Annotated in this window: 14 protein-coding genes; 4 read left to right on the forward strand and 10 right to left on the reverse strand. The window is 67.3% G+C overall.

The window, feature by feature from the left end; genetic code table 11:
- Positions 1–162: 162 nt before the first annotated feature.
- The 5 genes from ASG75_RS16695 to ASG75_RS16020 form a co-directional block, all read right to left on the reverse strand.
- Positions 163–561, reverse strand: a complete 399-nt coding sequence (locus ASG75_RS16695) for a hypothetical protein (protein ID WP_235580203.1) — start codon at positions 559–561, stop codon at positions 163–165.
- 90 nt (positions 562–651) lie between these two features.
- Positions 652–981 (reverse strand): hypothetical protein, encoded by a 330-nt coding sequence (locus tag ASG75_RS16350; protein WP_157616951.1) that lies wholly within the window; start codon positions 979–981, stop codon positions 652–654.
- A 70-nt stretch (positions 982–1,051) separates the two neighbouring features.
- Positions 1,052–1,387 carry a hypothetical protein gene (locus ASG75_RS16015; RefSeq protein WP_082547576.1) on the reverse strand — a complete coding sequence of 112 codons (336 nt, stop codon included), beginning with the start codon at positions 1,385–1,387 and terminating at the stop codon, positions 1,052–1,054.
- Positions 1,388–2,071: 684 nt separating this feature from the next.
- A complete protein-coding gene (locus ASG75_RS11475; RefSeq protein ID WP_056389002.1) occupies positions 2,072–2,446 on the reverse strand; it encodes a VOC family protein in 375 nt (124 codons plus the stop codon).
- 67 nt (positions 2,447–2,513) lie between these two features.
- Entirely contained in the window at positions 2,514–3,203 is a 690-nt protein-coding gene (locus ASG75_RS16020; RefSeq protein ID WP_082547577.1) for a serine protease, read from the reverse strand.
- A 183-nt stretch (positions 3,204–3,386) separates the two neighbouring features.
- Here ASG75_RS16020 and ASG75_RS11485 point away from each other — a divergent pair, with 183 nt between their 5' ends.
- A complete protein-coding gene (locus ASG75_RS11485; RefSeq protein ID WP_082547578.1) occupies positions 3,387–4,394 on the forward strand; it encodes an integron integrase in 1,008 nt (335 codons plus the stop codon).
- A gap of 27 nt (positions 4,395–4,421) precedes the next feature.
- On the opposite strand, the gene ASG75_RS11490 is transcribed toward ASG75_RS11485, so the two are convergent.
- On the reverse strand, positions 4,422–13,064 hold the full coding sequence (locus ASG75_RS11490; RefSeq protein ID WP_056389009.1) for a glucoamylase family protein: 8,643 nt from the start codon (positions 13,062–13,064) through the stop codon (positions 4,422–4,424).
- 178 nt (positions 13,065–13,242) lie between these two features.
- On the opposite strand from ASG75_RS11490, the gene ASG75_RS11495 reads away from it, so the two are divergent.
- The gene (locus ASG75_RS11495; RefSeq protein WP_056389014.1) at positions 13,243–13,707 is read left to right on the forward strand and encodes a GNAT family N-acetyltransferase; all 465 of its coding nucleotides are present in this window, start codon (positions 13,243–13,245) and stop codon (positions 13,705–13,707) included.
- 17 nt (positions 13,708–13,724) lie between these two features.
- On the opposite strand, the gene ASG75_RS11500 is transcribed toward ASG75_RS11495, so the two are convergent.
- Together ASG75_RS11500 and ASG75_RS11505 are read right to left on the reverse strand one after the other, a co-directional pair.
- Entirely contained in the window at positions 13,725–16,223 is a 2,499-nt protein-coding gene (locus ASG75_RS11500; protein ID WP_056389389.1) for a GGDEF and EAL domain-containing protein, read from the reverse strand.
- A gap of 87 nt (positions 16,224–16,310) precedes the next feature.
- Positions 16,311–17,453 carry a hypothetical protein gene (locus ASG75_RS11505; RefSeq protein WP_056389016.1) on the reverse strand — a complete coding sequence of 381 codons (1,143 nt, stop codon included), beginning with the start codon at positions 17,451–17,453 and terminating at the stop codon, positions 16,311–16,313.
- A gap of 117 nt (positions 17,454–17,570) precedes the next feature.
- Between ASG75_RS11505 and ASG75_RS11510 the strand changes: the two genes are divergently transcribed.
- Together ASG75_RS11510 and ASG75_RS11515 are read left to right on the forward strand one after the other, a co-directional pair.
- The gene (locus ASG75_RS11510) at positions 17,571–18,854 is read left to right on the forward strand and encodes an acetyl-CoA C-acetyltransferase (RefSeq protein WP_056389018.1); all 1,284 of its coding nucleotides are present in this window, start codon (positions 17,571–17,573) and stop codon (positions 18,852–18,854) included.
- Between the two features lie 52 nt (positions 18,855–18,906).
- Entirely contained in the window at positions 18,907–19,458 is a 552-nt protein-coding gene (locus ASG75_RS11515) for an energy transducer TonB (protein ID WP_056389021.1), read from the forward strand.
- An 824-nt stretch (positions 19,459–20,282) separates the two neighbouring features.
- Here the strand turns inward: ASG75_RS11515 and ASG75_RS11520 are convergent.
- Positions 20,283–22,157, reverse strand: a complete 1,875-nt coding sequence (locus tag ASG75_RS11520) for a phospholipase D family protein (RefSeq protein ID WP_056389026.1) — start codon at positions 22,155–22,157, stop codon at positions 20,283–20,285.
- A gap of 111 nt (positions 22,158–22,268) precedes the next feature.
- Positions 22,269–22,742: a histidine phosphatase family protein gene (locus ASG75_RS11525; protein ID WP_056389029.1), complete on the reverse strand. Its 474-nt coding sequence runs from the start codon at positions 22,740–22,742 to the stop codon at positions 22,269–22,271.
- Positions 22,743–22,787: the final 45 nt, after the last annotated feature.

Consider the following 22,787-nt stretch of genomic DNA (forward strand, 5'->3'; position numbering starts at 1 on the left):
CGGTGTACCAAGCCCAAAGTGCCGCCACGCCAACGACGACCGCATACAACAAAGCCAATATACGAGCGAAGTTTCTCATTGAGGCCTAACGCTGGAGTTGAGCGGCGGCGAAGCCGTCCGCCTCGAACGAGTAGTTAGATGGCAAGTACGGCGGCACTGGAACTACCAATTGAGCCACCGCATGAATATTGCGCCCCACCATAGGCTGCAGAGAAGAGTTGCGGCGATGAACGCGTAAATTGGCGCAGCGCCGCTCCTGTAGCCTGTCGCGGCGTCGTGGAAGAGCCAAGCGAGCGCGGCTGCCAACACTACAACAAGAACAAGCCCGACCAGCCATTGCCAAGGCTTGATGGAGAAGGCGGGCCTGTTATGACCACGAGTGGCCTGACTTGAACGACGCGAATTACGGACAAGTACGAGGCCTCCGAATATTGCGAGCAGCCCAACTGAACGAATTGCGAAGTTGTGTTGCCCATAGAAGATGCAGGCCGCCGCGAAAGCCAACAACAACGCCTGCAAGGCAAGGGAGAGTGCCCGTTTGAGGTTGTGGGTCGTTGCCATGGTTTTCTGGCCTCATGTCCCAGAACATCTAACGCTGGAATTGAGCGGCGGCGTAGCCGTCCGCCTCGAATGACTGGTTAGCGTGCAACCTTAGTCCCCGGACTTGAGATTGGCTACTGACAGAACCTTGAAGACCTTGAGCACATGCTTGGAAGCGCCGAGATTGCAGTAATGACCTTTGGGGCTGAGGCTGCCCTGGACGACAACCTCTGCGGTACCGGACTGAGCAGATGGAAGTTGCGCTTTAGCCATCTCGGCGCTGTTGACGCACCAAGCCTCATTGGAGCCTGCTGGTGTGAACGAGGAACTTTCAAAGTTGTAGAAATAGCTGCCCTTGTAGATCTTCGCCGGCGACTGCGTGGCGCAACCGGCAAAGAGCAGACTTGCAGAAAGCAGTAACCCGATCGCGAGATTCTTCATTTGCACGCTAACGCTGGAGTTAAGCGGCGGCGTAGCCGTCCGCCTTGAACGAGTTGTTAGGCGCCATGCCTCATAAGCGCGCAAACTCTAGAATCTCTTGACCCATCAAAGTGCAGTTTGAGCCAGCCGGAGCAAAGTAGATAAACCGCATGCGGTATAGCCCTTGGGGGCTCACGTTGGCCATGACCTCAAGTACGTTGAACTTCTGCTTTGGGTCTCGAGGATTATTTATTGAAGGTTTTTGCCGTGGGGTCTCAAAACTCATTCGGCCCTCAAACCCAGTACCCATGTGAAACGGCAGCAGCTTATTGGCCTGTTCTGCTGCTTCATGCGAGCACCGTGGCTCAGAGGCTTTGGCGGTGAGAGAGAGAAACAATGATAGGAATAAAATAGTGATGAATTTCATCGATTCAACTCGCTAAGAAGGCCTAACGCTGGAGTTAAGCGGCGGCGCAGCCGTCCGCCTTGAACGATTGGTTAGACTATGCACGATCAGCCCACCCACATCTACAAAATTGAGAGGCGCTAATGGGCGGTATTAGTACTGCGCATGAGGAAATAGTCCAGGCGTTATTGGCGCAGGGGGAAAACCTGATGCCGTCGCTGCTTCAAAGGCCGTGCAATCATTTACTGTGCCAGTGCAGAACACTGTAATCCCGACGCCGACGTAGCCTTGATAGCCGTCGCCTTCATACAGCGTTCGGTATCTAACCGCTTTACCGTCAGGATAGATAACCCATGCAGAATAGTGTGGTTCCTTCCGCGCGGACTCGTATATTTTTATATCTGTAGGCTTTGTTAATTCTGAAAATACGTACTTGGCGGTTATGTAATGCTTCAGGGCAGCCATTGAATCTACCGTAAGTCCCGAGCAGTCCCACTCGTATAGAGGTTTCACGGCAACGTGAGATCGCTTCCCGCAGTATTCCTGGACTGTTCGATCGTCAGCTGTCGAAGCTATGACGGTCGTGGCATACAAGCTGACGCAAATAAGAAATAAGGTAGGAAGTTTCATGTGTACCTTGATGCCTCATTTGCGGTCTAACGCTGGAGTTAAGCGGCGGCGAAGCCGTCCGCCTTGAACGAATTGTTAGGCCTCACTGCCAATGTTCTGGCCGACACGCCAAAGAACACCACTTGGGTCGACTAGCGGGAAGTCCCGCAAACCCCAAGGCCGGTCTTGAGGTGGCTCAAGTCGGAGACCAAACCTTTCAACGACGCCAGAGTCGATGACGTGTTGATACCAAGCGTCAACGTCTTCAACGAGGAAGTGCATCATGAAATTTGCTGTGTGCTCTTCCACGTAGAACTTCTGCAGCAGAAAACTTGTGTCACCGTATCTGACATATGCGAGATCGTCGGAAGACCACGGAATCTCAAACCCAATGCGGGCGTAGAAGTCTTTCGATCTTTCAAAATCGCGCGCCGGCACGAAAGCCTTGATTTCTACTGCTGCAAGATTCATGCATCTGTCCTGTGAGGCCTAACGCTGGAGTTAAGCGGCGGCGTAGCCGTCCGCCTTGAACGAGATGTTAGGCGCCATGCACGACAACCCCATCGGCGGATAATTTGGCCTGCTGCCAAAGTTCGTTGACAGAGTAACCAATAACAAGACCAGTGTTTGCTCGGTAGGTGAGCCCCGTGTCTTGCCCATTGAGCAAGATTTTATCTTCGTTGTAGCGATAAGCCGAAACCACCGCGACGATAACGACTTCCCCATTTGGCGAGATAGTAACGATTGGCCCACCTGAAAAGCCTGGGTTGTTGATGGCGTCGAGGTATACGACTTGGCTACCGCCGCTCGGCAGACTGAAGCTGGACACGATGCCTGATTTGACGAACGGAATGGGGTAGCCATTGTTGAGCTGACCAACCTCCGTTTGTAGCCCGTACGGGAAACCCAGAAAGTAAGCCTGCTGGGATAGCGAGAATGTAGCGCCGTCGCCGAGCATGGCGACACCATGGATAGGCGACAATTGTTGCCTGAGGCTGAGTAGCGCAACATCGGCGCCGGTGGGGGAGAGCCAGACACTACCAATTACAACTTGTTGCCACGTTCCATTGCAGGAAACGCCAATACTTGAGTCGGTTTGCAACCCCTCCACAACGTGCCGTGCGGTTGCTAAATACTGGCGACGATTTACTTCAAATGTGAAGCCGGTGCCTGTTGCATCACGATGCAAGAGTCGAAAAGTTCGTTGCAGAATGTTGCTTGGTACCACGAACCTTCCCCTTGGCGCCTAACGCTTAGTAGACCCCATATCGGGGCATATGCAACCGATGTTCAGCTTTCGACCATCAGTCGTCAAGCGGATAAATCCTACGAGCGGACAAGGGGTTGCCGGATGGCGGTTACAGTGTGCAGCGGCGATGCTGCCATTGCATATCTCACGGATCGAGGTGCTATGTCTTATCCCCCACAATCGCCGGTGATAACCGCTGCTCGTTCGGGTGCGCCTGCGCCCCGCCTGCTGGACGAGGTTCGGCGACGTTTGCGGCTCAAACACTACAGTTTTCGTACCGAGGGCATTTACGTGGGATGGATACGCCGGTTCATTCTGGCGAACGGAAAGCGCCATCCGCGTGATATGGGCGCGGTGGAAGTGGAAGGCTTCCTGTCCGGGCTGGCCGTGCACGGTGGCGTGGCTGCCAGCACGCAGAATCAGGCGCTGTCGGCGCTGCTTTTTCTCTATCGTGAGGTGTTGCGGGTCGACTTGCCCTGGATGGAGACGATGGTACGTGCGAAGCGTTCGCAGCGCGTTCCCACGGTTTTGTCGCGTGAAGAAGTTCAGGCGTTGCTGGTGCAGATGGAAGGTCGTCCGTGGCTGTTGGCTAGTCTGTTGTATGGCACCGGCATGCGGTTGATGGAGTGCATGCGGCTGCGCGTGAAGGATGTGGATTTTGCGCGCAATGAAATTACCGTGCGTGACGGCAAGGGTGGCAAGGATCGCCGCACGGTACTGCCGAAGCGGCTGATCGAGCCTTTGCAGCGCGAGATCGACCGCGCCAGCGTGCTGCATGAGAGTGACCTGATCGCGGGTTTTGGTGTGGCTCGCTTGCCTCACGCCCTGGCGCGCAAGTATCCCCAGGCCGGGCGGGAATTTGGTTGGCAATTCGTCTTTCCGTCGGCGCAACGCTCGGTCGATCCACTGGATGGTGTGGAGCGTCGTCATCACTTTGATGAGGGGTTGCTGTCGCGCTCATTGAAAAGTGCCTGTCGCCGCGCAGGCATCGTCAAGCCAGTGAGTGCGCATACGCTGCGTCACTCGTTCGCCACGCATCTGCTGGAGTCCGGGTATGACATCCGTACCGTACAGGAGCTGCTCGGCCACAAAGACGTGGCGACCACCCAGATTTATACCCACGTGCTCAACCGCGGCGGCCATGGCGTGTTGAGCCCACTGGACCGCTGAGCACAGGGCGCGCAGCCGTGGCCGGCATCATGTGCTGCGCGGCCAGTTGAGCTCCACGCTGTGCTCCGCCCCGTCGTCGGCCAGCGGAATGCAGCCATCGGCCTGCGCCACGCCGTCCAGCCACACGGTGCTCGGTGTGCCGGCCTCGCTCTGGCGCAGGTGGATCCGGTACGGCGTGTCGTGATGGCGGTAGTCGATGGAGAAGCCCTCCCACTCGGGCGGCAGTACCGGCGCGAAGCGCAGCTTGCCGGCTTCCAGGCGCAGGCCGAGCAAGGACTCCACGATCAGCCGGTACATCCAGCCGGCGGAACCGGTGTACCAGCTCCAGCCGCCGCGGCCGGTGTGCGGTTCGACCGCATAGACGTCGGCGCTGACCACGTAGGGTTCCACCTTATAGACGTCCATTTGTGCGGCGTCGATGCCGTGGTTGACCGGGTTGATCATGCGCAGAAGTTCCCACGCGCGTGCGCTGTCACCGAGTTCTGCGAAGGCCATCGTGGCCCAGATCGCCGCGTGCGTGTACTGGCCGCCGTTCTCGCGCACGCCGGGCACGTAGCCCTTGATGTAGCCGGGGTCGAGCGCGGACTTGTCGAACGGCGGGTTCAACAGTTGCACCAGGCCGGCGTCGCGGCGCACCAGATGGGCGTCCAGTGAATTCATCGCCTGCTGCCGGCGTTCCGGCGAGGCCATGCCGGACAGCACCGACCAGCTTTGCGCGATCGAGTCGATCCGGCATTCGTCGTTGCCGGCCGAACCCAGCGGGGTGCCGTCGTCGAACCAGGCGCGGCGATACCAGGCGCCGTCCCAGCCGTGCTGTTCCAGCGCGATGCGCAACTGCGCCACTGCGTCTTCGCAGCGTTGCGCGAACGCCTCGTCGTCGTGCAACCGGGCCACCTCGGCGAAGCGGCTCAGCACCTCGCCACTGAAGAAGCCCAGCCACACGCTTTCACCGCGGCCTTTTTCGCCGACCCGGTTCATGCCGTCGTTCCAGTCGCCGCCGCCGATTAGCGGCAGGCCGTGCGCGCCGCGCTGCGTGAGGCTGCGTTCGATCGCGCGTACGCAGTGCTGGTACAGCGTCTCGTGCAGGCCCGAGGGTTGCGGCAGGTCGTAGTACGACTCCTCGCCGGGGTGCAGCTCGCGGCTTTCGATGTAGCCGACCCGTTCGTCCAGCACGCCGCGGTCGATGCCGGCCAGCACGTAGCGGCTGGTGGCCAGCGGCAGCCACAGGTAGTCGTCGGAACAGGTGGTGCGCACGCCGCGGTCCAGCGGCGGATGCCACCAGTGCTGCACGTCGCCTTCGGGGAACTGATGCGCGGCGCACAGCAGCAGCTGCGCGCGCGACAGCGCGGGTGCGGCGTGCAGCAGCGCCATCGAATCCTGCAGCTGGTCGCGGAAGCCGAACGCGCCGCCGGACTGGTAGTAGCCGCTGCGCGCCCACATGCGGCAGGCGATGGTCTGGTACAGCAGCCAGCCGTTGGCGAGCACGTCGAGCGCCGGCTCCGGCGTGCGCACCTGCACCGTGCCAAGCGTGCGCGCCCAGTGCGCACGGACTTTTTCCAGTGCGTCGGCGGCGCTGCCGCTGCCGCGGAAGCGCTGCACCAGCGCGCTGGCGTCGGCGGCGTCGCGGCCCAGGCCGAGGCGGAAGATCAGCTGGCGCTGCTCGCCGTCGTCCAGGCTCACGCTGGACTGCAGTGCCGCGCACGGGTCCAGCCCCGCGCCGAGCCGGCCGGACAGCTGCGCGCGGCCCAGCCCGGCCGGCGCGCGCATGCTGCCGTTGCGGCCGAGGAATTCGCTGCGGTCGCCGTCGATGCCGCGGCCGGCGTCGTCGACGTCGAAGAACGCGACCCGGTTCGGGAACTCGGTGTTGTACGCGTTGCGTGCGAGCAGCGCGCCGCTGGCCGGGTCCGATTCGGTGACCACGTGCATCGCGGTCTTCTCGCGCAGGTCGCCGAGCAGCCATTCGACGTAGCCGGTGACGCTGAGCCGGCGCGCCTGGCCGGACTCGTTGCGCAGTTTCAGCACCGAGAATTTCACCGACGCATCCAGCGCCACGTACACCCACAGCTCGGAGTGGATGCCGTCCTCATGGTGCTCGAACACGCTGTAGCCGAAGCCGTGGCGGGTCACGTACGTGCCGCTGCCGCGGCACGGCAGCGGGGTCGGCGACCACACCTGGCCGGTCTCCTCGTCGCGCAGGTACAGCGCTTCGCCGCCGTCGTCGCCGACCGGGTCGTTGTGCCACGGGCTGAGCCGGAACTCGTGCGCGTTCTCGCCCCAGGTGTACGCGCTGCCGCTGTCGGAGATCACCGTGCCGAAGTGCGGGTTGGCCAGCACGTTCGACCACGGCGCCGGCGTGCTGTCGCCGGCGGCCTGGGTGATCACGTACTCGCGGCCGTCGCTGCTGAAGCCGCCGTGCGGATTGGCCAGCTGCAGCGTCGCCGCGGCGCGGGCGCTGGTGGCGAGCACGGCACTGCCGATGCGCCGGGGCCGGCTTGGCTCGAAGCGCGGCGCATGGGTTCCCACCCGGCGCCGGCCGATCTGCTCGGCCAGGCTGCCGCGGCCGTCGTTGAGGATGATCCGCGCGCTGGCCAGCACCACCAGCCGGTCTTCGCCGGACAGCTGCTGCGCCGGGCGCACGAAGATGCCGCCGGGGCGATCGAGCAGGCTGGCCTCGCTGCCCGAGGCGATCAGGCCCATGATCTGGTCCTGCAACTCCTGCCGGTAGCCGGCGCGATCCTCGTTCCAGATCACCAGGTCCACCGCCAACCCCTTCAGCCGCCAGTACGCGTGCGCCTGCACCAGCTGGCGCACCAGTTCGATCCGCGCCGGGCTGGCGATCTGCAGCAGTACGATCGGCAGGTCGCCGGAGATCGCCTGCCCCCACAGCCCGGACTGGCCGCGCCGGTTGCCGCGCAGCACGGCCGGCTCGGCGCGCAGGCTGGCGTTCGGGTAGAGGATGCCGGTGGCCATGTGCTCGTACAGCTGCGCGTCGGCGAGGCTGGCGTTGAGCTGGCGCAGCAGCACCTGGCTGTGCGTCCAAGCCAGGTCGAACACGCGGTCGGCGAGGTGGCGGTCGCGGTACTTGCCGATCAGTTGCAGGCAGTCGTCGCGCCGGTCGGCGATGCCGGTGACGAAGTCGATGGTGGCCGACTGCTCCGGTTCCAGCGTGATGCGGCAGCGGATCGCCACGATCGGGTCGAGCACCGAGCCGGCGCTGTTGGACAGCTGAGCCTGTTCGCGATCGAGCGCCTGCGGCTCGGCCGTGCTGCGGCCGCGGCCGATGAAGCGGCTGCGGTCGGTCTCGTAGGAGATCGCGTCGATGTCGGCATCGTGCACCGCCAGCAGGTGAAACATCCACGGCACGTGTTCGTCGGCGGCGCGTGGGCGCCGCGTGCACACGATCGCCTGCAGCGCCGGCACCAGTTCGGTCTGCACGAACAGCTTGCTGAAGGCCGGGTGCAGCGCATCGGCGAGCGGCGGCGCCAGCACCACCTCGGCGTAGCTGGTCAGCTCGATCGTGCGGCGCGTGCGGCTGCGGTTGCTGATGCGGGTGCGGCGCAGCCCGATGTCGTCTTCCGGCGACACCACGATCTCGGTGTGCGCGTCGAACTCGCGTTCGCGCACGCGGAACTCGGCGCGCGCGTCGGAGAAGATCGCCTCGAACTGCTCGGTCTTCTTCCGCGTGGGCTGGTACGTGGTGGACCAGTACTCGCCGCTGGCGACGTCGCGCAGGTAGCAGAACATGCCCCAGTGGTCGCGCGTGATGTCCTCGCGCCAGCGCGTCAGCGCCAGCTCGCCGCGCCGGATATAGCCGCCGCCGGCGCTGCTCAGCATCACGTGGTAGTGGCCGTTCGACAGCAGCTGCACCGCCGGGCGCGTGCGGTCCGGGTCGGTGAACACGCGCAGCCGCGCCTCGGCCGGGCGCGGGCTGCCGTCCGATTCGGGGAAGCCGGAGGCGTGCAGGTATTCGGCCGCGGTCTTCGGCACGCGCTCCTGCAGCAGCAGGCTGGTGGCCTGGAACTGCGGATCGGATTCGAAGCGCCGTTGCATCGGCCGATCCAGCAGCGCGTGGCCCAGCGCCAGCAGGCTCATGCCCTGGTGGTGCGCCATGAACTGCCGCACCAGGGCCGAGTCCTGGCCCAGCGGCAGCCGCGCCGGGGTGTAGTCGATCGCCTCGTACAGGCCGAAGCGGCCGCGCGCGCCGGCCTCGGCCAGCCGCTGCAGGTTCCGCGTGGCCGCCGCCGGCGCCACCATCAGCGCCAGCGCGCTGGCGTACGGTGCCACCACCACGTCGTCGCCCAGGCCGCGCTTCAGCCCCAACCCGGGCACGCCGAACGCGCGGTACTGGTAGGTGAAGTGCGCGTCCAGCGTGTTGTAGCCGGATTCGGAAACGCCCCACGGCACGCCGAGCTGGCTGCCGTATTCGATCTGCCGGGTCACCGCGGCGCGGCAGGTCTGGTCGAGCAGGGTGCCCTCGTAGTTGGGCATCACCAGCATCGGCATCAGGTACTCGAACATCGAGCCGGTCCACGACAGCAGCACCGGTTCGCCGCCGACGGTGGTGAGCAGGCGCCCCAGCGAGAACCAGTTGTCCTGCGGCAGCTGGCCCTGTGCGATGCCGACGAAACTGGCCAGCCGCGCCTCCGATGCCAGCAGGTCGTAGTAGCCGGCGTCGAGCCGGCGCTGGTCCACGTTGAAGCCGATCGCCAGCAGGTCGCGTGCGCTGTCGTACAGGAAGCGGTAGTCCATCAGCGCCAGCTCACCGGCCAACTGCGCCAGCTGCTCGATGGCGGCGATGCGTGCGTGCGCGCGTGCGCGCACGCCATCGGCGTCGGCGCTGGCCGGCCAGCACAGCGGTTCGATCCGGGCCAGCTGGCGCAGCGTGGGAATGCCGCCGAAGCCGACCTCGTCGTCCGCCGGCGGATCGAGCTCGAACGCGGCCGCCTCGGTGCACAGCTCGTCGCACTGCGCGAGCAGCGCATCGAGCCAGAACCGCGCGTCGCTGCCGGGTTCGCTGTCGAGCATCGGCAGCAGCGCCTGCGCGTGTCCGCGCAACTGTTGCAGCAGCGCCGTGGCTGCGCCGGCGATCGCCGGCGGCGCGGCCAGTCCGGCCTGCAGTTGCTGGCGCAGCGGTTCCAGCGCGCGTGCGGCGTCGGCGTCGAGCGTGTCGTGCAACAACGCCAGCGTGTCGAGCAGGCCGTGCAGCACGCGCGGCTGGAACACCGGCTCGTCGGGCAGGCCGTGCAGGCCCGGGCGCAGGGTCAGCAGGTGGCCGGCCAGGTTGCCGCTGTCCACCGCCGAGACGTACAGCGGCGCCAGCGGCTGCAGGCTCTGCGTGTCGTACCAGTTGTAGAAGTGGCCGCGGTGGCGCGGCAGCTGCTGCATGGTGGCCAGGCTCAGCCGCGTGCGTTCGAGCAGGCGGCCGGTGCCGAGGAAACCGAAGTCGTGCGCGGCCAGGTTCGCCAGCAGCGCCATGCCGATGTTGGTGGGCGAGGTGCGGTGGGCGATCGCCGGCCCGGGTTGCTCCTGCAGGTTGTCCGGCGGCAGCCAGTGATCGGCGGCGCCGACGTGGGTGTCGAAGAACGCCCAGGTCTGCCGCGCCAGCGTGCGCAGGAAGCGCCGCTGCGCCGCATTCGGCGCGAACGCGTCCGGCGTGCGCGGCTGGCTGATCCACCACGCGATCGCGGGCGAGCCCAGCCACAGCAGCAGCAGCGGCGCCGCCAGCCACAGCGCCAGCGGACGCTGCAGCACCAGCGCCACGCCCAGCAGCACGGCCAGCGCCGGGCCGATCCACATCGACCGCCACAGCACGGCCGCGGTGTGACCGCTGCGCCGCTCGACCTCGCTGGAGGTCTGCCACTGCAGCAGCTGGCGCTGGCTGATCGCCATCCGCCACAGCGTGCGCACGATCGCGTCGAGGTGGTACAGCGCTTCGTGCGGCAGCCACGCCAGCCCCAGCAGCATCCGCGCAAAGTGCTGCAGGCCGGCCTGGAAGCCGGCGCGCAGGTGCTGGTCCAGCTGCACCTCGCGCGGTTTCTGCACCAGTTCCAGCAGCGCCGACAGCAGTGGCGGCAGCAGCACCATCGACAGCACCGCCACGGTCCACGAGAGCACCGGCGCAATCAGCAGCCAGCCGGCCGCCAGCAACGCCAGCACCGCCACCGGCACCAGGCTGCGGCGCAGGTTGTCGAGGATCTTCCAGCGCGACAACGCGGTCAGCGCGTTGCGGCGCCAGCCGGCGTGCGCGGTCGGCGCCCACGGCAGCAGCCACGGCAGCAACTGCCAGTCGCCGCGGATCCAGCGGTGCCGGCGCCTCACGTCGGCGCCGTAGCGGGCCGGGTAGGTCTCGAACAGCTGCACGTCGCTGAGCAGGCCCGAGCGCGCGTGGCAGCCCTCGACCAGGTCGTGGCTGAGGATGCGGTTCTCGGGGAAACGACCGTCCAGGGTGCGCTCGAACGGGTCGATCGCGTAGATGCCTTTGCCGATGAACGAGCCTTCGCCGAACACGTCCTGATAGACGTCCGAAACCATCTGCGTATACGGGTCGATGCCGGCGTCGCTGCCGTACAGCTGCGCGTAGCGCGAGCGCGCGGTGCTGGGCAGGCTGATCCCGACGCGTGGCTGCAGGATCGCGTAGCCGCTGACCACGCGCCGTTGCTCCGGGTCGTACACGGCGCGGTTGAGCGGGTGGTCGATGGTGCCCACGAAGGCCTGCGCCGCGTCGCGCGGCAGCTCGGTGTCGGTGTCCAGGGTGATCACGTACTGCACCGGGCCCAGCGCCGCGATGTCGCCCACGATCAGCATGAAGCGGCCGTGCGCGTTGCCGCGCAGCAGCGCGTTGAGGTCGGCCAGCTTGCCGCGCTTGCGCTCGTGGCCCATCCAGCACCGCTCGCCCGGATTCCAGCGGCGCGGCCGGTGGAACAGGAAGAAGCGGTCGGCCCCGTCGCCGGCGTAGCGTTCGTTGAGCGCCTCGATGCGTCGTTGCGCCCGTCGCAGCAGCGCTTCGTCATCGGGCAGGGTTTCGCGGTCCGCGTCGGCGAAGTCGGTGAGCAGGGCGAAGTGCAGTTGTTCGTCGCGGTTGCCGAGGAAGCGCACCTCCAGCGACTCGACCAGCTCGTCGACGTCCTGCGCGCTGGCGAACAGGCTGGGAATCGCCACCAGGGTGCGCGCGCTGGCCGGGATGCCGTGCGAGTAGTCCATCCGCGGCAGCTGCCGCGGTTCGATCGACAGCGTGGCCAGCCAGTTGAGCAGGCTCAGTCCCAGCTGGCTGGCCAGGATCGCGGCGGGAATCGCCAGCGCGAGCAGCGCCCACGTCGGCCAGCGGTCGTGCGCGGCGACGGCGACCAGCGGCTGCGCGAACGCGAACGTGAGCAGCGCCAGCAGGCCCAGGTAGATCGGCAGTGGCGCGCGGTCGAAGCCGCGGCGCAGTGTCTCGCGCAGCGGCGGGCGGATGCCCAGCTGCTGTTCCAGCCGGCGCCGGCCGCGGTCGATCAGGTAGTAGCCGACGTGCTGCGGCAGCGGCACGCTGCAGTCGGTGGGCGCCTCGGCCTGGCTCAGCGCGATCGCCGCCTCGGCCACCTGCAGCTCGGTCAGTCGGTGCCGGCGCGCCATCGCTTCCACCACGTGGCGGTAGCGGTCGCGCGTGGCGAAATCCATTGCCGCGTAGACGCCGGCCGGATCCTCGCGCAAGCGTTGCTCGACCAGGCTGGAGTGTTCGACGAAATCGCGCCAGTCGATCGCCGACAGCGTGCGCAGGCTGCCGATGCTGTTGCTGATCGTGACCTGGTTGGCCGCCTGCTGCTGCGCTTCGAGCTGCACCAGGTGCTCGATGCTCTGCCCCGACGCGGCCAAGCGTTGCTCGATCCAGCTTAGCGGCAGGGCCAGCGCCGGGCTCTGGCCCTGCAGCCGGCGCGCCATCTCGGCCACGAACGGGCCGTTCATCGGCGGGTTCGAGCGTGCCATGTCGGCGACCACCAGCACCACCGAGTTCGCGTCGCGCTCGGCGGTGCTGGTCATGCTGTCGGCCCAGCGCACGGCCTTGCCGCGGTAACCCCAGTCCGCCATCACCCGCGCGGCGACCCGGCGCAGGTTCTCGATCAGCGCCAGCCGCAGCATGATCGGGATCGCCCACAGCTCGCCCAGCCGCAGCGGGGTGACGTCCTGGTAGGCGCCGATGAAGCGCAGCAGGCTGTGCGTGTCGACCCGGCCGTCGCCGTGCGAAATGATTTCCAGCGCGATGTCGTAGACCCGCGGCAGGCCGGCCGACGGGCCGTTGGCCAGGCGCGGTAGTTCGCGGCTGTAGCCCTTCGGCAGATGCCGGCGGGCGATCCGGATCTGTTCTTCGATCAGGTAGAAGTTGTCCAGCAGCCATTCGCCGGCCGGGGTGATCCGCCGGCGCTTGCGGGTGGCATCGGTCAGCCGCTCGCAGGTGTGGGTCAGCACCGCCTCGTTGTCGGCCAGCCGCGCCAGCAGCAGGTCCACGCTGGAACGCGCGCTCAGCCGGTGCTGGCCGGCCAGCGCGCGGCCATGCCGTTCCATCTGCTCGGTGCTGAACAGCTCCGCGCGCAGCGCCGGCTCCTGTTCCGGCCGCGTGCGTGCGGCCGCGCGGCGACGGCGGAACGCGCTCAGCCGGCGCAGTTTGAGCAGGTCGAGGAAGTTGCTGATGTTCAAAAGCGGTTTTCCTTGGAGTTTCGCGGCAGGTGGCCATGAACGCACCCGCCCGGACGAGGCTGCGGCGGGAGCCCGCCTCGAGGGGCTGCAACCGCCGGCTTCCGCCCGGACGTTACGCGCCGGCGTGTGAAGAGCGCGCACGCTACGATGTGCGTCCGCCCACCACCGGAGCCATGCCGTGTCGCTGCTGATCCGCGCCGCCACCCTCACCGACTTGCCCGAGCTGGCCGCCTGGAATGCGGCGATGGCCTGGGAAACCGAGCACAAGCGGCTCGATCCCGCGACGCTGCAGCGCGGTGTTGCCGGCGTGCTCGAGCAGCCGCGGCGCGGCTTCTACCTGGTGGCGGAACGCGCCGGCGTGGCGCTCGGCTGCCTGCTGGTGACCTACGAATGGAGCGACTGGCGCGGCGGCGATTTCTGGTGGATCCAGAGCGTCTACGTGGTGCCCGCCGCGCGCCGCGGCGGCGCGTTCCGCGCGCTGTACGCCGACGTCGAACGTCGTGCCGCGGCCGCCGGCGCGGTCGGCCTGCGCCTGTACGTGGAAACCGAGAACCGGCGCGCGCAGGCGACCTACGAAGGGCTTGGCATGCAGCGCTGCCATTACTTCATGTACGAGGCGCTGCTGTCGGACTCCGCGGCGTAGGGCGGGCACTGCCCGCCTTACGGGTACGGCGCGGTGGCGTGTGGCTCGGGTTCGTCCAGCAGTTTCTGGAATTCTGCCGCCGGCATCGGCGCGCCGTACAGGAAACCCTGCAGCTGCGAGCAGCCGGCGCGGCGCAGGAAGGCGCCCTGCTCGCGCGTCTCCACGCCTTCGGCGATCACTTCCTTGTTGAGGCTGCGCGCCATCGCGATGATCGCGCTGGTGATGGTGGCGGTGTCGCGGTCGCTGGTGATGTCGCGCACGAACATGCGGTCGATCTTCAGCGCGTCGATCGGGAAATGCTTCAGGTACGACAGGCTGCAGTAGCCGGTGCCGAAGTCGTCCAGCGACAGCCGCACGCCGCGCTGCTTGATCCGCTGCAGCAGGCCGGTGGTGGCGTCGCCGCCGGACATCACCATGCGTTCGGTCAGTTCCAGTTCGAGCAGGCCGGCGGCGAGCCCGCTGCCGTCCAGCACCTCGTCGAGCCAGTTGTAGAACTCGGCGTGCTGGAACTGCAGCGGCGAGACGTTCACCGACACCGGAATGGAACGGCCGTGGCGCTGCCACAGCTGCGCCTGCCGGCAGGCCTGGCGCAGCACCCAGGCGCCGATCGGCAGGATCAGCCCGGAGTCCTCCGCGACCGGGATGAACTGGTCCGGCGTGTACAGCTCGCGCCCGTCCACCTGCCAGCGCAGCAGCGCCTCGGCACCGACGATGCGGCCGCTTTGCGCGTCCACCTTGGGCTGGTAGTGCAGGCTCAGCTCGTGCTGCGGCAGCGCCTGGCGCAGCGCCGCCTCGATCCGCCGGCGCGCCCGCGTGCGCTCGTTCATCGACGCGGTGAAGAAGCGGTAGCCGTGCAGGCCCTGCGTCTTCACCGCGACCAGCGCGGTCTCCGCGTGCTGCAGCAGGTCGTCCGGCTCGATCGCGTCGTCCGGGTACACGCTGATGCCGATGCTGAGGCGTAGCGACAGTTCGGACAGGCCGTCGACACGGGTCTGCTCGCCGTGGTTGATCAGGGTCTGGCACAGGCTGGCCGCCTCGCCCACGCTTTCCAGGTGCGGCAGCATCACCACGAATTCGTCGCCGCCGTAGCGGCTCAGCAGCTCGTCGCCGGGCAGGCAGCGATGCAGCTGGGCGGCGAACGCGCACAGCACCCGGTCGCCGGCGGCATGGCCGTGCAGTTCGTTGACCTGCTTGAAGTTGTCGATGTCGATGTAGAGCAGCGCCGCGCGCTGCTGGCGCCGGTTCGCGGTGGCGATCGCCTGGCCGATGTGGTCGTGCAGCTGGCTGCGGTTGGGCAGACCGGTGAGCGTGTCGTGCTGGGTCAGGTGGATCATCTTCAGCGCCAGCGCGCGGGTTTCGCTGACGTCGTGGAACACCAGCACACCGCCGATCACGTTGCCGGCATGGTCGTGGATCGGCGCCGAGGAATCCTCCACCGGCGTATCGAAGCCGTGGCGGTGGCGCAGCAGGGTCTTGCCGGCCAGGTCGACGATGGTGTTGTGCCCGATCGCCGCGCGCAGCGGATTCGCCACGGCGTGGCCATGCTGGGCGTCGAACAGCTGGAAGATCTCCTCGATCGGCCGGCCCTGCGCCTCGATGCCGGTCCAGCCGGTCATCGCCTCGGCGATCGGGTTGAGCGAGGTGATGCACAGCTGCCGGTCGGTGGTGATCACCGCGTCGCCGATCGAGCGCAGGGTCACCTCGGCCAGTTCGCGCTCGCGATGCAACGCGTCCTCGAACGCCTTGCGCTGGCTGATGTTCTGCACTTGCGAGACGAAGTACAACGGCGCGCCCGGCTCGTCGCGCACCAGCGACACGCTGAGCTGGATATGCACGACATGGCCGTCCTTGTGGAAGTTGCGCTTCTCCAGCTGGTACGACTCGCGCTCGCCGGCCAGCAGCTGCGCCATCAGCGCCGTGTCGGCCGTTATGTCGTCGGGATGGGTGATGCTGGCGATGTCCAGTTGCAGCAGCTCGTCCTCGCGGTAACCGAGCATCTGGCAGACCGCCGCGTTGACGCGCAGGAAATGGCCGTCCGGATGGGTCAGCGCCATGCCGATCGCGGCATGCTGGAACGCGCCGAAGAAACGCTGTTCGCTCTCGTGCAGCTGCAGCTCCAGGGTGCGCCGTTCGGTGATGTCGACCAGCGCGGTGAAGATGCCGCAGACCCGGCCGTCGGCATCGAAGTCGGGCTGGAAGTTGCCGTGCGCGTAGCGCCGCTTGCCGCCGTTGTACAGCTCGCCTTCGTAGCTGGCCCTGTGGCCGGCGTAGGCGTGCGCCAGCGCGGCGCTGGCCAAGGCGTGGTTGCGCCGGCCGACCACCTCGATCAGGCGCCGGCCAAGCAACTGCTGCGGCTCGATGCCGAGCCAGCGGGAATGGGTGTCGTTGGCGAAGCGGAAGCGCTGCTCGAGGTCGAGGTAGGCCAGCAGCGCGGGCGTGCCGTGCGCCACCCGTGCCGGCCAGTCGGTTTCGTCCGGAAGCGATGGCAATACCTCGGCAGGCTTGAGCGGCCGCATGGTCATTCCGTCAGCATGGCGCCCCCTGTCGGCGCCGCGCCATCATGCGCCGAGTTGGCGCGCTTGCCCAGCCGTCGCCGGCGAGTGTCAGTGCAGGGCGGTCGCCGGTGCGCCGAGCCGGCCGTCGCCATCCAGCACGACGCGGCCCAGCGCGTGCAGTTCGCCGGCGCTGCCGTAACGGTCCGCCAGCAGCGCCAGCAACGGTCCCAACGCCTGCGGCTGCAGCGGGTAAGCGTGCGCCAGCGCGCGCGCATGGCCACCGTCGCCGCGCTGGGCCACGGTGATCGCGATCACGCCGAGGCCGGGCGCTTCGTGGGCGAACAGTGTCGGCGGGTCGTAGCCGGGGTCGGCCGCGGCCAGGGTCTCCAGCAGGTAGCCGTGGGCAGCTTCGGTTTGCTGCGCGGCGTCCGTCTGCAGCTGCAGCGGCAGCTGGTGCGCGTCGAGCAGCGCGGCGTACTGGCGCAGTTCGAACACGATGCCGGCGAAGCCGTGCGCGCGCTGCGTGGCGTCGCCGGTCTGCGCGGCCAGCCATTGCGCAGGCGACTGCGCCAGCACCTTGCCGTCGGCGTAGCGCAGGGCCAGCCCGCGCGCGCTCATCGTCGCTTCCTCGCGGTACGGGGTCAGCAGCGCCGTCTCCAGCAGCGCCCACAGCGGCGCCAGGTTGACGTGCTCGTACTGCACGCAGGTCAGCGCCAGCAGGTCGTTGCGGCTGAGGTAGCGCACGTGTTCCAGCCGGATGCCGAGCGTGCGCATCAGCCAGTCGGCGGTCAGCGTGCCGGCCTCGCCGCGGCCGACCAGCTGGATCTCCAACTGTTCGGACAGCTCCTCGGCCAATTCCGCCGGCGCCAGCAGACTCATCGGCAACAGCCGCATCGGGCCTTCGGCGTACACCGGCGACGGTTCCAGTGGTTGCGCCGGCATGTGTCCTTCATGGCTGCCGAAGGCCACCACGTTCTGCAGATGACCGCGCGGCACGCGCCGCGCCAGCTCGTCCAGCGTGGCCCACACCGGGAAGCCCGGCCGCAGCAGCTCGACCTGGTCGAACAGCGCGCCGGCCAGCGCCAGCCGGGCGGCGTCGACCTGCGGCACCAGCGTGTGCAGGTCGGCGGCGACCAGCGCGGCCAGCTCCGCGGCCTCGTCGCGGGAGAGCGTCAGTCGCGCCGGCGGCTCGCCGGCGACCGGTTCCAGCGCCAGCACGACAGGCAGGGCGAGCAGCGTTTGCGCTTCCACGAGATGAGGTGATCCACAGGACAAAGGAGATGGATTCTACCATTCAGCGTTTTGGGCTTTCGCCGCGCGGCATGGCGGGTTAGCCTTGACAAACTTGAGTGGTGGACTGTTCTGAGCATGGAAAACACGCAAAGGCGCGTCGGCATCATCGGCGGCGTACGCATTCCGTTCTGCCGCAACAACACGGCGTATGCCGACGTCGGCAACTTCGGCATGTCGGTGAAAGTGCTCGGTGCGCTGGTCGAGCGCTTCGGGTTGCACGGCGTGGAGCTGGGCGAAGTGGTGATGGGTGCGGTGATCAAGCACTCGTCCGACTGGAACCTGGCACGCGAGGCGCTGCTCAGCTCCGGGTTGGCGCCGACCACGCCGGGCATCACCACCGCGCGCGCCTGCGGCACCTCGCTGGACAACGCCATCATCATCGCCAACAAGATCGCCGCCGGGCAGATCGAGGCCGGCATCGCCGGCGGTTCGGACACTACGTCCGACGTGCCGATCGTCTACGGCACCCGCCTGCGCAAGCGGCTGTTGGCGATGAACCGCGCGAAGACCCCGCTGGACAAGCTGAAGGTGGCACTGCGCGGGTTCTCGCTCAGCGAGCTGAAGCCGTCGTTCCCCGGCGTGGCCGAGCCGCGCACCGGCAAGTCGATGGGCGACCACTGCGAGCAGATGGCGAAGGAGTGGCACGTCACTCGCGAGGCGCAGGACCAGCTGGCGCTGGACAGCCATCACAAGCTGGCCGCCGCGTACGACGCCGGTTTCTTCGGCGAGCTGCTGGTGCCGTTCCGCGGCCTGAAGCGCGACGGTTTCCTGCGCCCGGACTCGACCATGGACAAGCTGGCTTCGCTGAAGCCGGCGTTCGACAAGACCTCCGGCCACGGCACGCTCACCGCCGGCAACTCCACCGGCCTGTCCGACGGCGCCGCCGCGGTACTGCTGGGCAGCGACGCGTGGGCCGCGCAGCGCGGCCTGAAGGTGCAGGCGTACCTGCGCGACGCGGAAGTCGCCGCGGTGGATTTCGTGCATGGCGAAGGCCTGCTGATGGCGCCGACCATCGCGGTGCCGCGCATGCTGGCGCGCAACGGGCTGACCCTGCAGGACTTCGACTACTACGAGATCCACGAGGCGTTCGCGGCGCAAGTGCTGTGCACGCTGCGCGCGTGGGAGTCGGCCGATTACTGCAAGAACCGGCTCGGCCTGGATGCGCCGTTCGGCTCGATCGACCCAGCCAAGCTCAACGTGCACGGCTCCAGCCTCGCGGTCGGCCATCCGTTCGCCGCCACCGGCGCGCGGATCATCGCCACGCTGGCGAAGATGCTGGAGCAGAAGGGCTCCGGCCGCGGGCTGATCTCGATCTGCACCGCCGGCGGGATGGGCGTCACCGCGATCCTCGAACGGTGACGGGTCGGCGGCTTCAGCCGCGATTCGCCCTGGAGGGTGCATAAAGGCCGCCATGTTTCGCCTGCGCACCACCACCACCCTCAGCTTGCTCGCACTGGCCGTCGGCATTGCCGGCACCGGCTGGCTCAGCACGCTGACCACCGACTGGTCGGGCCCGCCGCCGCGCTATGTCACCGCGCGGACGGCACCCGCGCCGCACGCCCTGCCCGCGCCGCGGCGCTCGCATGCTCCTGCCCGCGTGGTGCGGACGGTGCGCGTGCCGGCGGATCTCTCCATCATCGACGCTGGCGGTGCGCAGGCCAGCGTGCCGCCGGTACCGGAACTGGTGCCGCTGGCGATGCCCGCCGATACATCGCAACCGTGGCAGCAGCTGCGCGGCCATCTGGACGGCCGCGTGCTGCTGCACGTCGACATCGACGGCAGCGGCCAGGTGCGCAGCGCCAGTGTCAGTCAGTCCAGCGGCGACCCGGTGCTCGACGAGCACGCGTTGCGCAGCGTGCGCGGCTGGCGCTTCGCGGTACCGCCGGATCGCCCCGACGGCCTCAGCGGCGAACTGCCGATGCGTTTCTCCTCGCAGGGCGACCGCATCGCGCAGTTGCCGTAGGATTTTTGTCGGGCCGCAGTGACGCTGGTGGTTCGAGAGCAAGAGCTTTCGTCCTCCTGCGGAGGGCGAGTCACTTTCTCTCGCTTGCCCGAGAGAAAGTAACCAAAGAGAGGGGCACCCCGCTTGGCGCTTGCCGGGCTCCTGCCCGGCAAGTCCGTGAGTCGGAGCCGGGCTTTTCGACCGGACTCCTGTCCGGGCGAAAAGGAGCCGACATCCCTGTCGGCTCCCGCTGCGCGGCCTGTCGACTCCGACTCACCGCCGCGCAAGGGACCCCGGGTAGAGCAGCGGGCCATCGTGGCCCGCACTCGGTGATAAAGCGCAGAAGCGAAGCAGAGCAGCAGCCGGAGCAAGGCGTCGCTCTGCTGTTGTTCTGTTTTTGATCTGGCTCTTCTGAATAGTGCGGGCCACGATGGCCCGCTGCTCTACCCGGGGCCCCTCTGAAGCGGCGGGCGGGTGGAGGAAAAGCCCGCAGGGTGGTTCGCATGGATGCGAACCAGTTTGGCGTCAGGGCAGGATGCCCTGTCGACAAACCCCGTAACCCGACCGCGGACCTTGCGGGCAGGGATGCCCGCAAGGCGCGCAAGCGGGGTGGCCTTCTCTTTGGGTTACTTTTCTCTTGGCCACACAAGAGAAAAGTGACTCGGTCGCCGAAGGCGATCGACCGCTCTGCACTTGAGCTTGCTTCGAGGCACACCGGGGCAAGCGAGAGAAAGTGACTCGCCCTCCGAAGGAGGACGAAAGCTCTTCACGCTCTTGCTTCAAAAAAGTGGCAGGCAACGAAGGCGATTTCCGCAGAGCAGAACGCGCGGTAACGCGTGAGGAACTCACAGCACGCCCTTGGCGCCCACCCCGAACGCAGTGACCAGCCGCGTGATGATCAGCTTCGGCGACAGCGCCACGTCGGGGAAATCGCCGACCGGTTGATAACAGGCGTAGAAGTTCGGGTCGGTGGCGCGCAGCGGCTGGCAGCCGGGCTTGAGCTCGAAGCTGGTGGCGTAGCGGAACGGCCACAGGTCGAACAGCGGCAGCTGCTCGGAGACCGTGCCGATCGCCTGGTTGATGTCGGTCAGCACCGGTACCTTCGATTGTCGCGGCGCGATCACCCACGCGTTCTCCGGTTGGGTGCTGCGCATGATGCTGTGGCGCAGCTGGTCGGCGAAGCCGTGGTCGTAGACGATCACGCCGGCTTCGGTGTTGTAGTGGTCCGAGCGCGGGTCGAAGTTGTGCGAGCCGACCATCGCGAAGGCGTCGTCGACCACGATCGACTTCGCGTGCAGGCCGAAGCGGCGGCCTTCGCTGTGCAGCGGCACCGGGCGGTTGTTGCTGCCGCGGTTGCCGAGCAGGTGGAAGCGCGCCTCGGCGGCGCTGGCCGGGCCGGCGGTTTCCCGCGGCAGGCCTGGCGCATCCATGCCGAGATTGGCCAGTTCGTTGTCCACCGCCGCGCTTGGCGCGTGCGGTTTCATCTCGTGGATCTCGAAGCCGAATTTCTTCAGGTAGCGCTTGCGGTGCTTGTACGACATCGCGTACACGGCGAACGCATCGGTCGAGGCCAGCGAGTTGGTGGAGACGATCACCCGCGGCGGGTCGGCGCGCCGGTGCAGCACGCGGAAGATGTGCTGGGCGTGTTTGCTCATCACCAGGTACGGTGTCTGCAGCAGCACCTCGCGTTCCGCCGCGCCGATCATGCGCATGATGTGGTGGGTGAAATCCAGCGCGCGCCGCTTGTCCGGCTTGTCGGTCTTCGCCGGCAGGTCGCTGAAGTAGTCGACCTTGCCCACCCGCAGCGATGCATCGACCAGCCAGGCCTGCAGCCAGGCCGGATCCTCGGCGGCCTGCTGCACGCGGGCCACCCGCGACGGCCGCCGGTAATGCGGGGCAGGCCAGGTCGGCGGCACGCGATCGGACAGGATGCGCCGGTTGACGTCGCGCAGATGGGTCAGCGGCACCGAGCGCGGGTGGTTCCAGAACAGCTCGAAGCTGGCCGTCATCTGCTGCGCGGCGGGGCCGCCGACCATCACGTCGCGGTCGACGTAGTCGAACGTGTCGTCCCAGTTGAAGTAGCGGTCCTGGTAGTTGCGCCCGCCGGTGATGCCGATGCGCCCGTCCACCAGCAGCAGCTTGTTGTGCATGCGCTGGTTGAACTGCATGAAGCAGCACAGCACGCCGGCGGCGAATTCCAGCGGTTGGGTGTGGGCCTTCTGGAAGGTCGGGTTGTACAGCCGCACCTGCAGGTTCGGGCTGACCCGTGCGAGCCGGTCGAGCAGGTCCGGGTCGTCGAAGGAAAACAGCTGGTCGGCCAGGATGCGCACGTGCACGCCGCGGCGCGCCGCCTGCACCAGCTCGTCCAGCATCAGCTGGCCGGCGTCGTCCTGGTCCCAGATGAAGGTCTGCACGTCGATCGACTGCCGCGCCGCGCGCACCAGGTTGATCCGCGCAACCATGGCCGGCTCGGTGTCGTCGAGCAGGGTGACCACGTGCACCGGCCGCTCCGGCGTGGAGGCGGCCAGCGCCTCGGTGGCCGCCTCCAGCAGCGGCGACGGCAACGCGCAATGGTCGGCCTGCGTGCAGCTGACCTCGCGCCCGGTGGTGGCGGCGACCACCGCATCGGCGCGACGGATCTGCGCACGCGACACGGCGCAGCCTTGCAGCAACAGAAGCGCAAGCAGCAGCGGGAGGGCGAGTCGGCGCAGGACGGGCATGTGGGGATGATACGTTTTGTGCGTGCCGCGACCGTGAGGGAGTGACGGCAGGCGTCGCGCGATCGCGCCGGGTGGCCGGCGCGACCTGCGCAGCTCAGGCCGGCGCGCGCGTCAGGGCGACCAGAACGCGTCCAGGCGGGCGTTGCCCGGCTCCAGTGCGCCGTCCAGGTGCAGCACGGCCAGCGCGCCGGGCGGCATGCCGCGGAATTCGTCGGAACGGCCTTCGACCAGCAGGGCGACCAGCCGCTCCATGCCGGGATTGTGGCCGACCAGCAGCACCGTGCCGGCGTCGGCGTGCTGGTCGAGCAGGGCCAGCAGTTCGCCGGGCGAGGCGTCGTAGATCTCGTCGGCCTGTTGCGGCACCGGTGCGTTGTCGATCGCGGCCAGCGCCAGCCGGGTGGTCTCGTCGGTGCGCCGGGTCGGCGAGCACAGCACGCGGTCGGGGCGCAGGCCGTGCGCGGCCAGCCACAGCCCGGCGGCCTGGGCTTCCTGCTCGCCGCGCGCGCTGAGCGGGCGCTGCGGGTCGTCGCCGGCGGTTTCTATCGGCACGGCTTCGGCGTGTCGCAACAGGATCAGTTCGTGCATGGGGGACTCCGGGAGTGTGGTGCGCGAGGCGCGCGATGAACGTCG

It is taken from the genome of Rhodanobacter sp. Soil772, from assembly GCF_001428385.1.
Lineage (GTDB): Bacteria > Pseudomonadota > Gammaproteobacteria > Xanthomonadales > Rhodanobacteraceae > Rhodanobacter.

What these genes read in the sequence shown, in the direction of transcription:
- ASG75_RS16015 (WP_082547576.1), bottom strand. Translation starts at nt 1,387, where the DNA reads ATGAAATTCATCACTATTTTATTCCTATCATTGTTTCTCTCTCTCACC.
- ASG75_RS11515 (WP_056389021.1), top strand. Translation starts at nt 18,907, where the DNA reads ATGTTTCGCCTGCGCACCACCACCACCCTCAGCTTGCTCGCACTGGCC.
- ASG75_RS11525 (WP_056389029.1), bottom strand. Translation starts at nt 22,742, where the DNA reads ATGCACGAACTGATCCTGTTGCGACACGCCGAAGCCGTGCCGATAGAA.
- ASG75_RS11500 (WP_056389389.1), bottom strand. Translation starts at nt 16,223, where the DNA reads ATGCGGCCGCTCAAGCCTGCCGAGGTATTGCCATCGCTTCCGGACGAA.
- ASG75_RS11475 (WP_056389002.1), bottom strand. Translation starts at nt 2,446, where the DNA reads ATGAATCTTGCAGCAGTAGAAATCAAGGCTTTCGTGCCGGCGCGCGAT.
- ASG75_RS11510 (WP_056389018.1), top strand. Translation starts at nt 17,571, where the DNA reads ATGGAAAACACGCAAAGGCGCGTCGGCATCATCGGCGGCGTACGCATT.
- ASG75_RS16350 (WP_157616951.1), bottom strand. Translation starts at nt 981, where the DNA reads ATGAAGAATCTCGCGATCGGGTTACTGCTTTCTGCAAGTCTGCTCTTT.
- ASG75_RS11485 (WP_082547578.1), top strand. Translation starts at nt 3,387, where the DNA reads ATGTCTTATCCCCCACAATCGCCGGTGATAACCGCTGCTCGTTCGGGT.
- ASG75_RS11520 (WP_056389026.1), bottom strand. Translation starts at nt 22,157, where the DNA reads ATGCCCGTCCTGCGCCGACTCGCCCTCCCGCTGCTGCTTGCGCTTCTG.
- ASG75_RS16695 (WP_235580203.1), bottom strand. Translation starts at nt 561, where the DNA reads ATGGCAACGACCCACAACCTCAAACGGGCACTCTCCCTTGCCTTGCAG.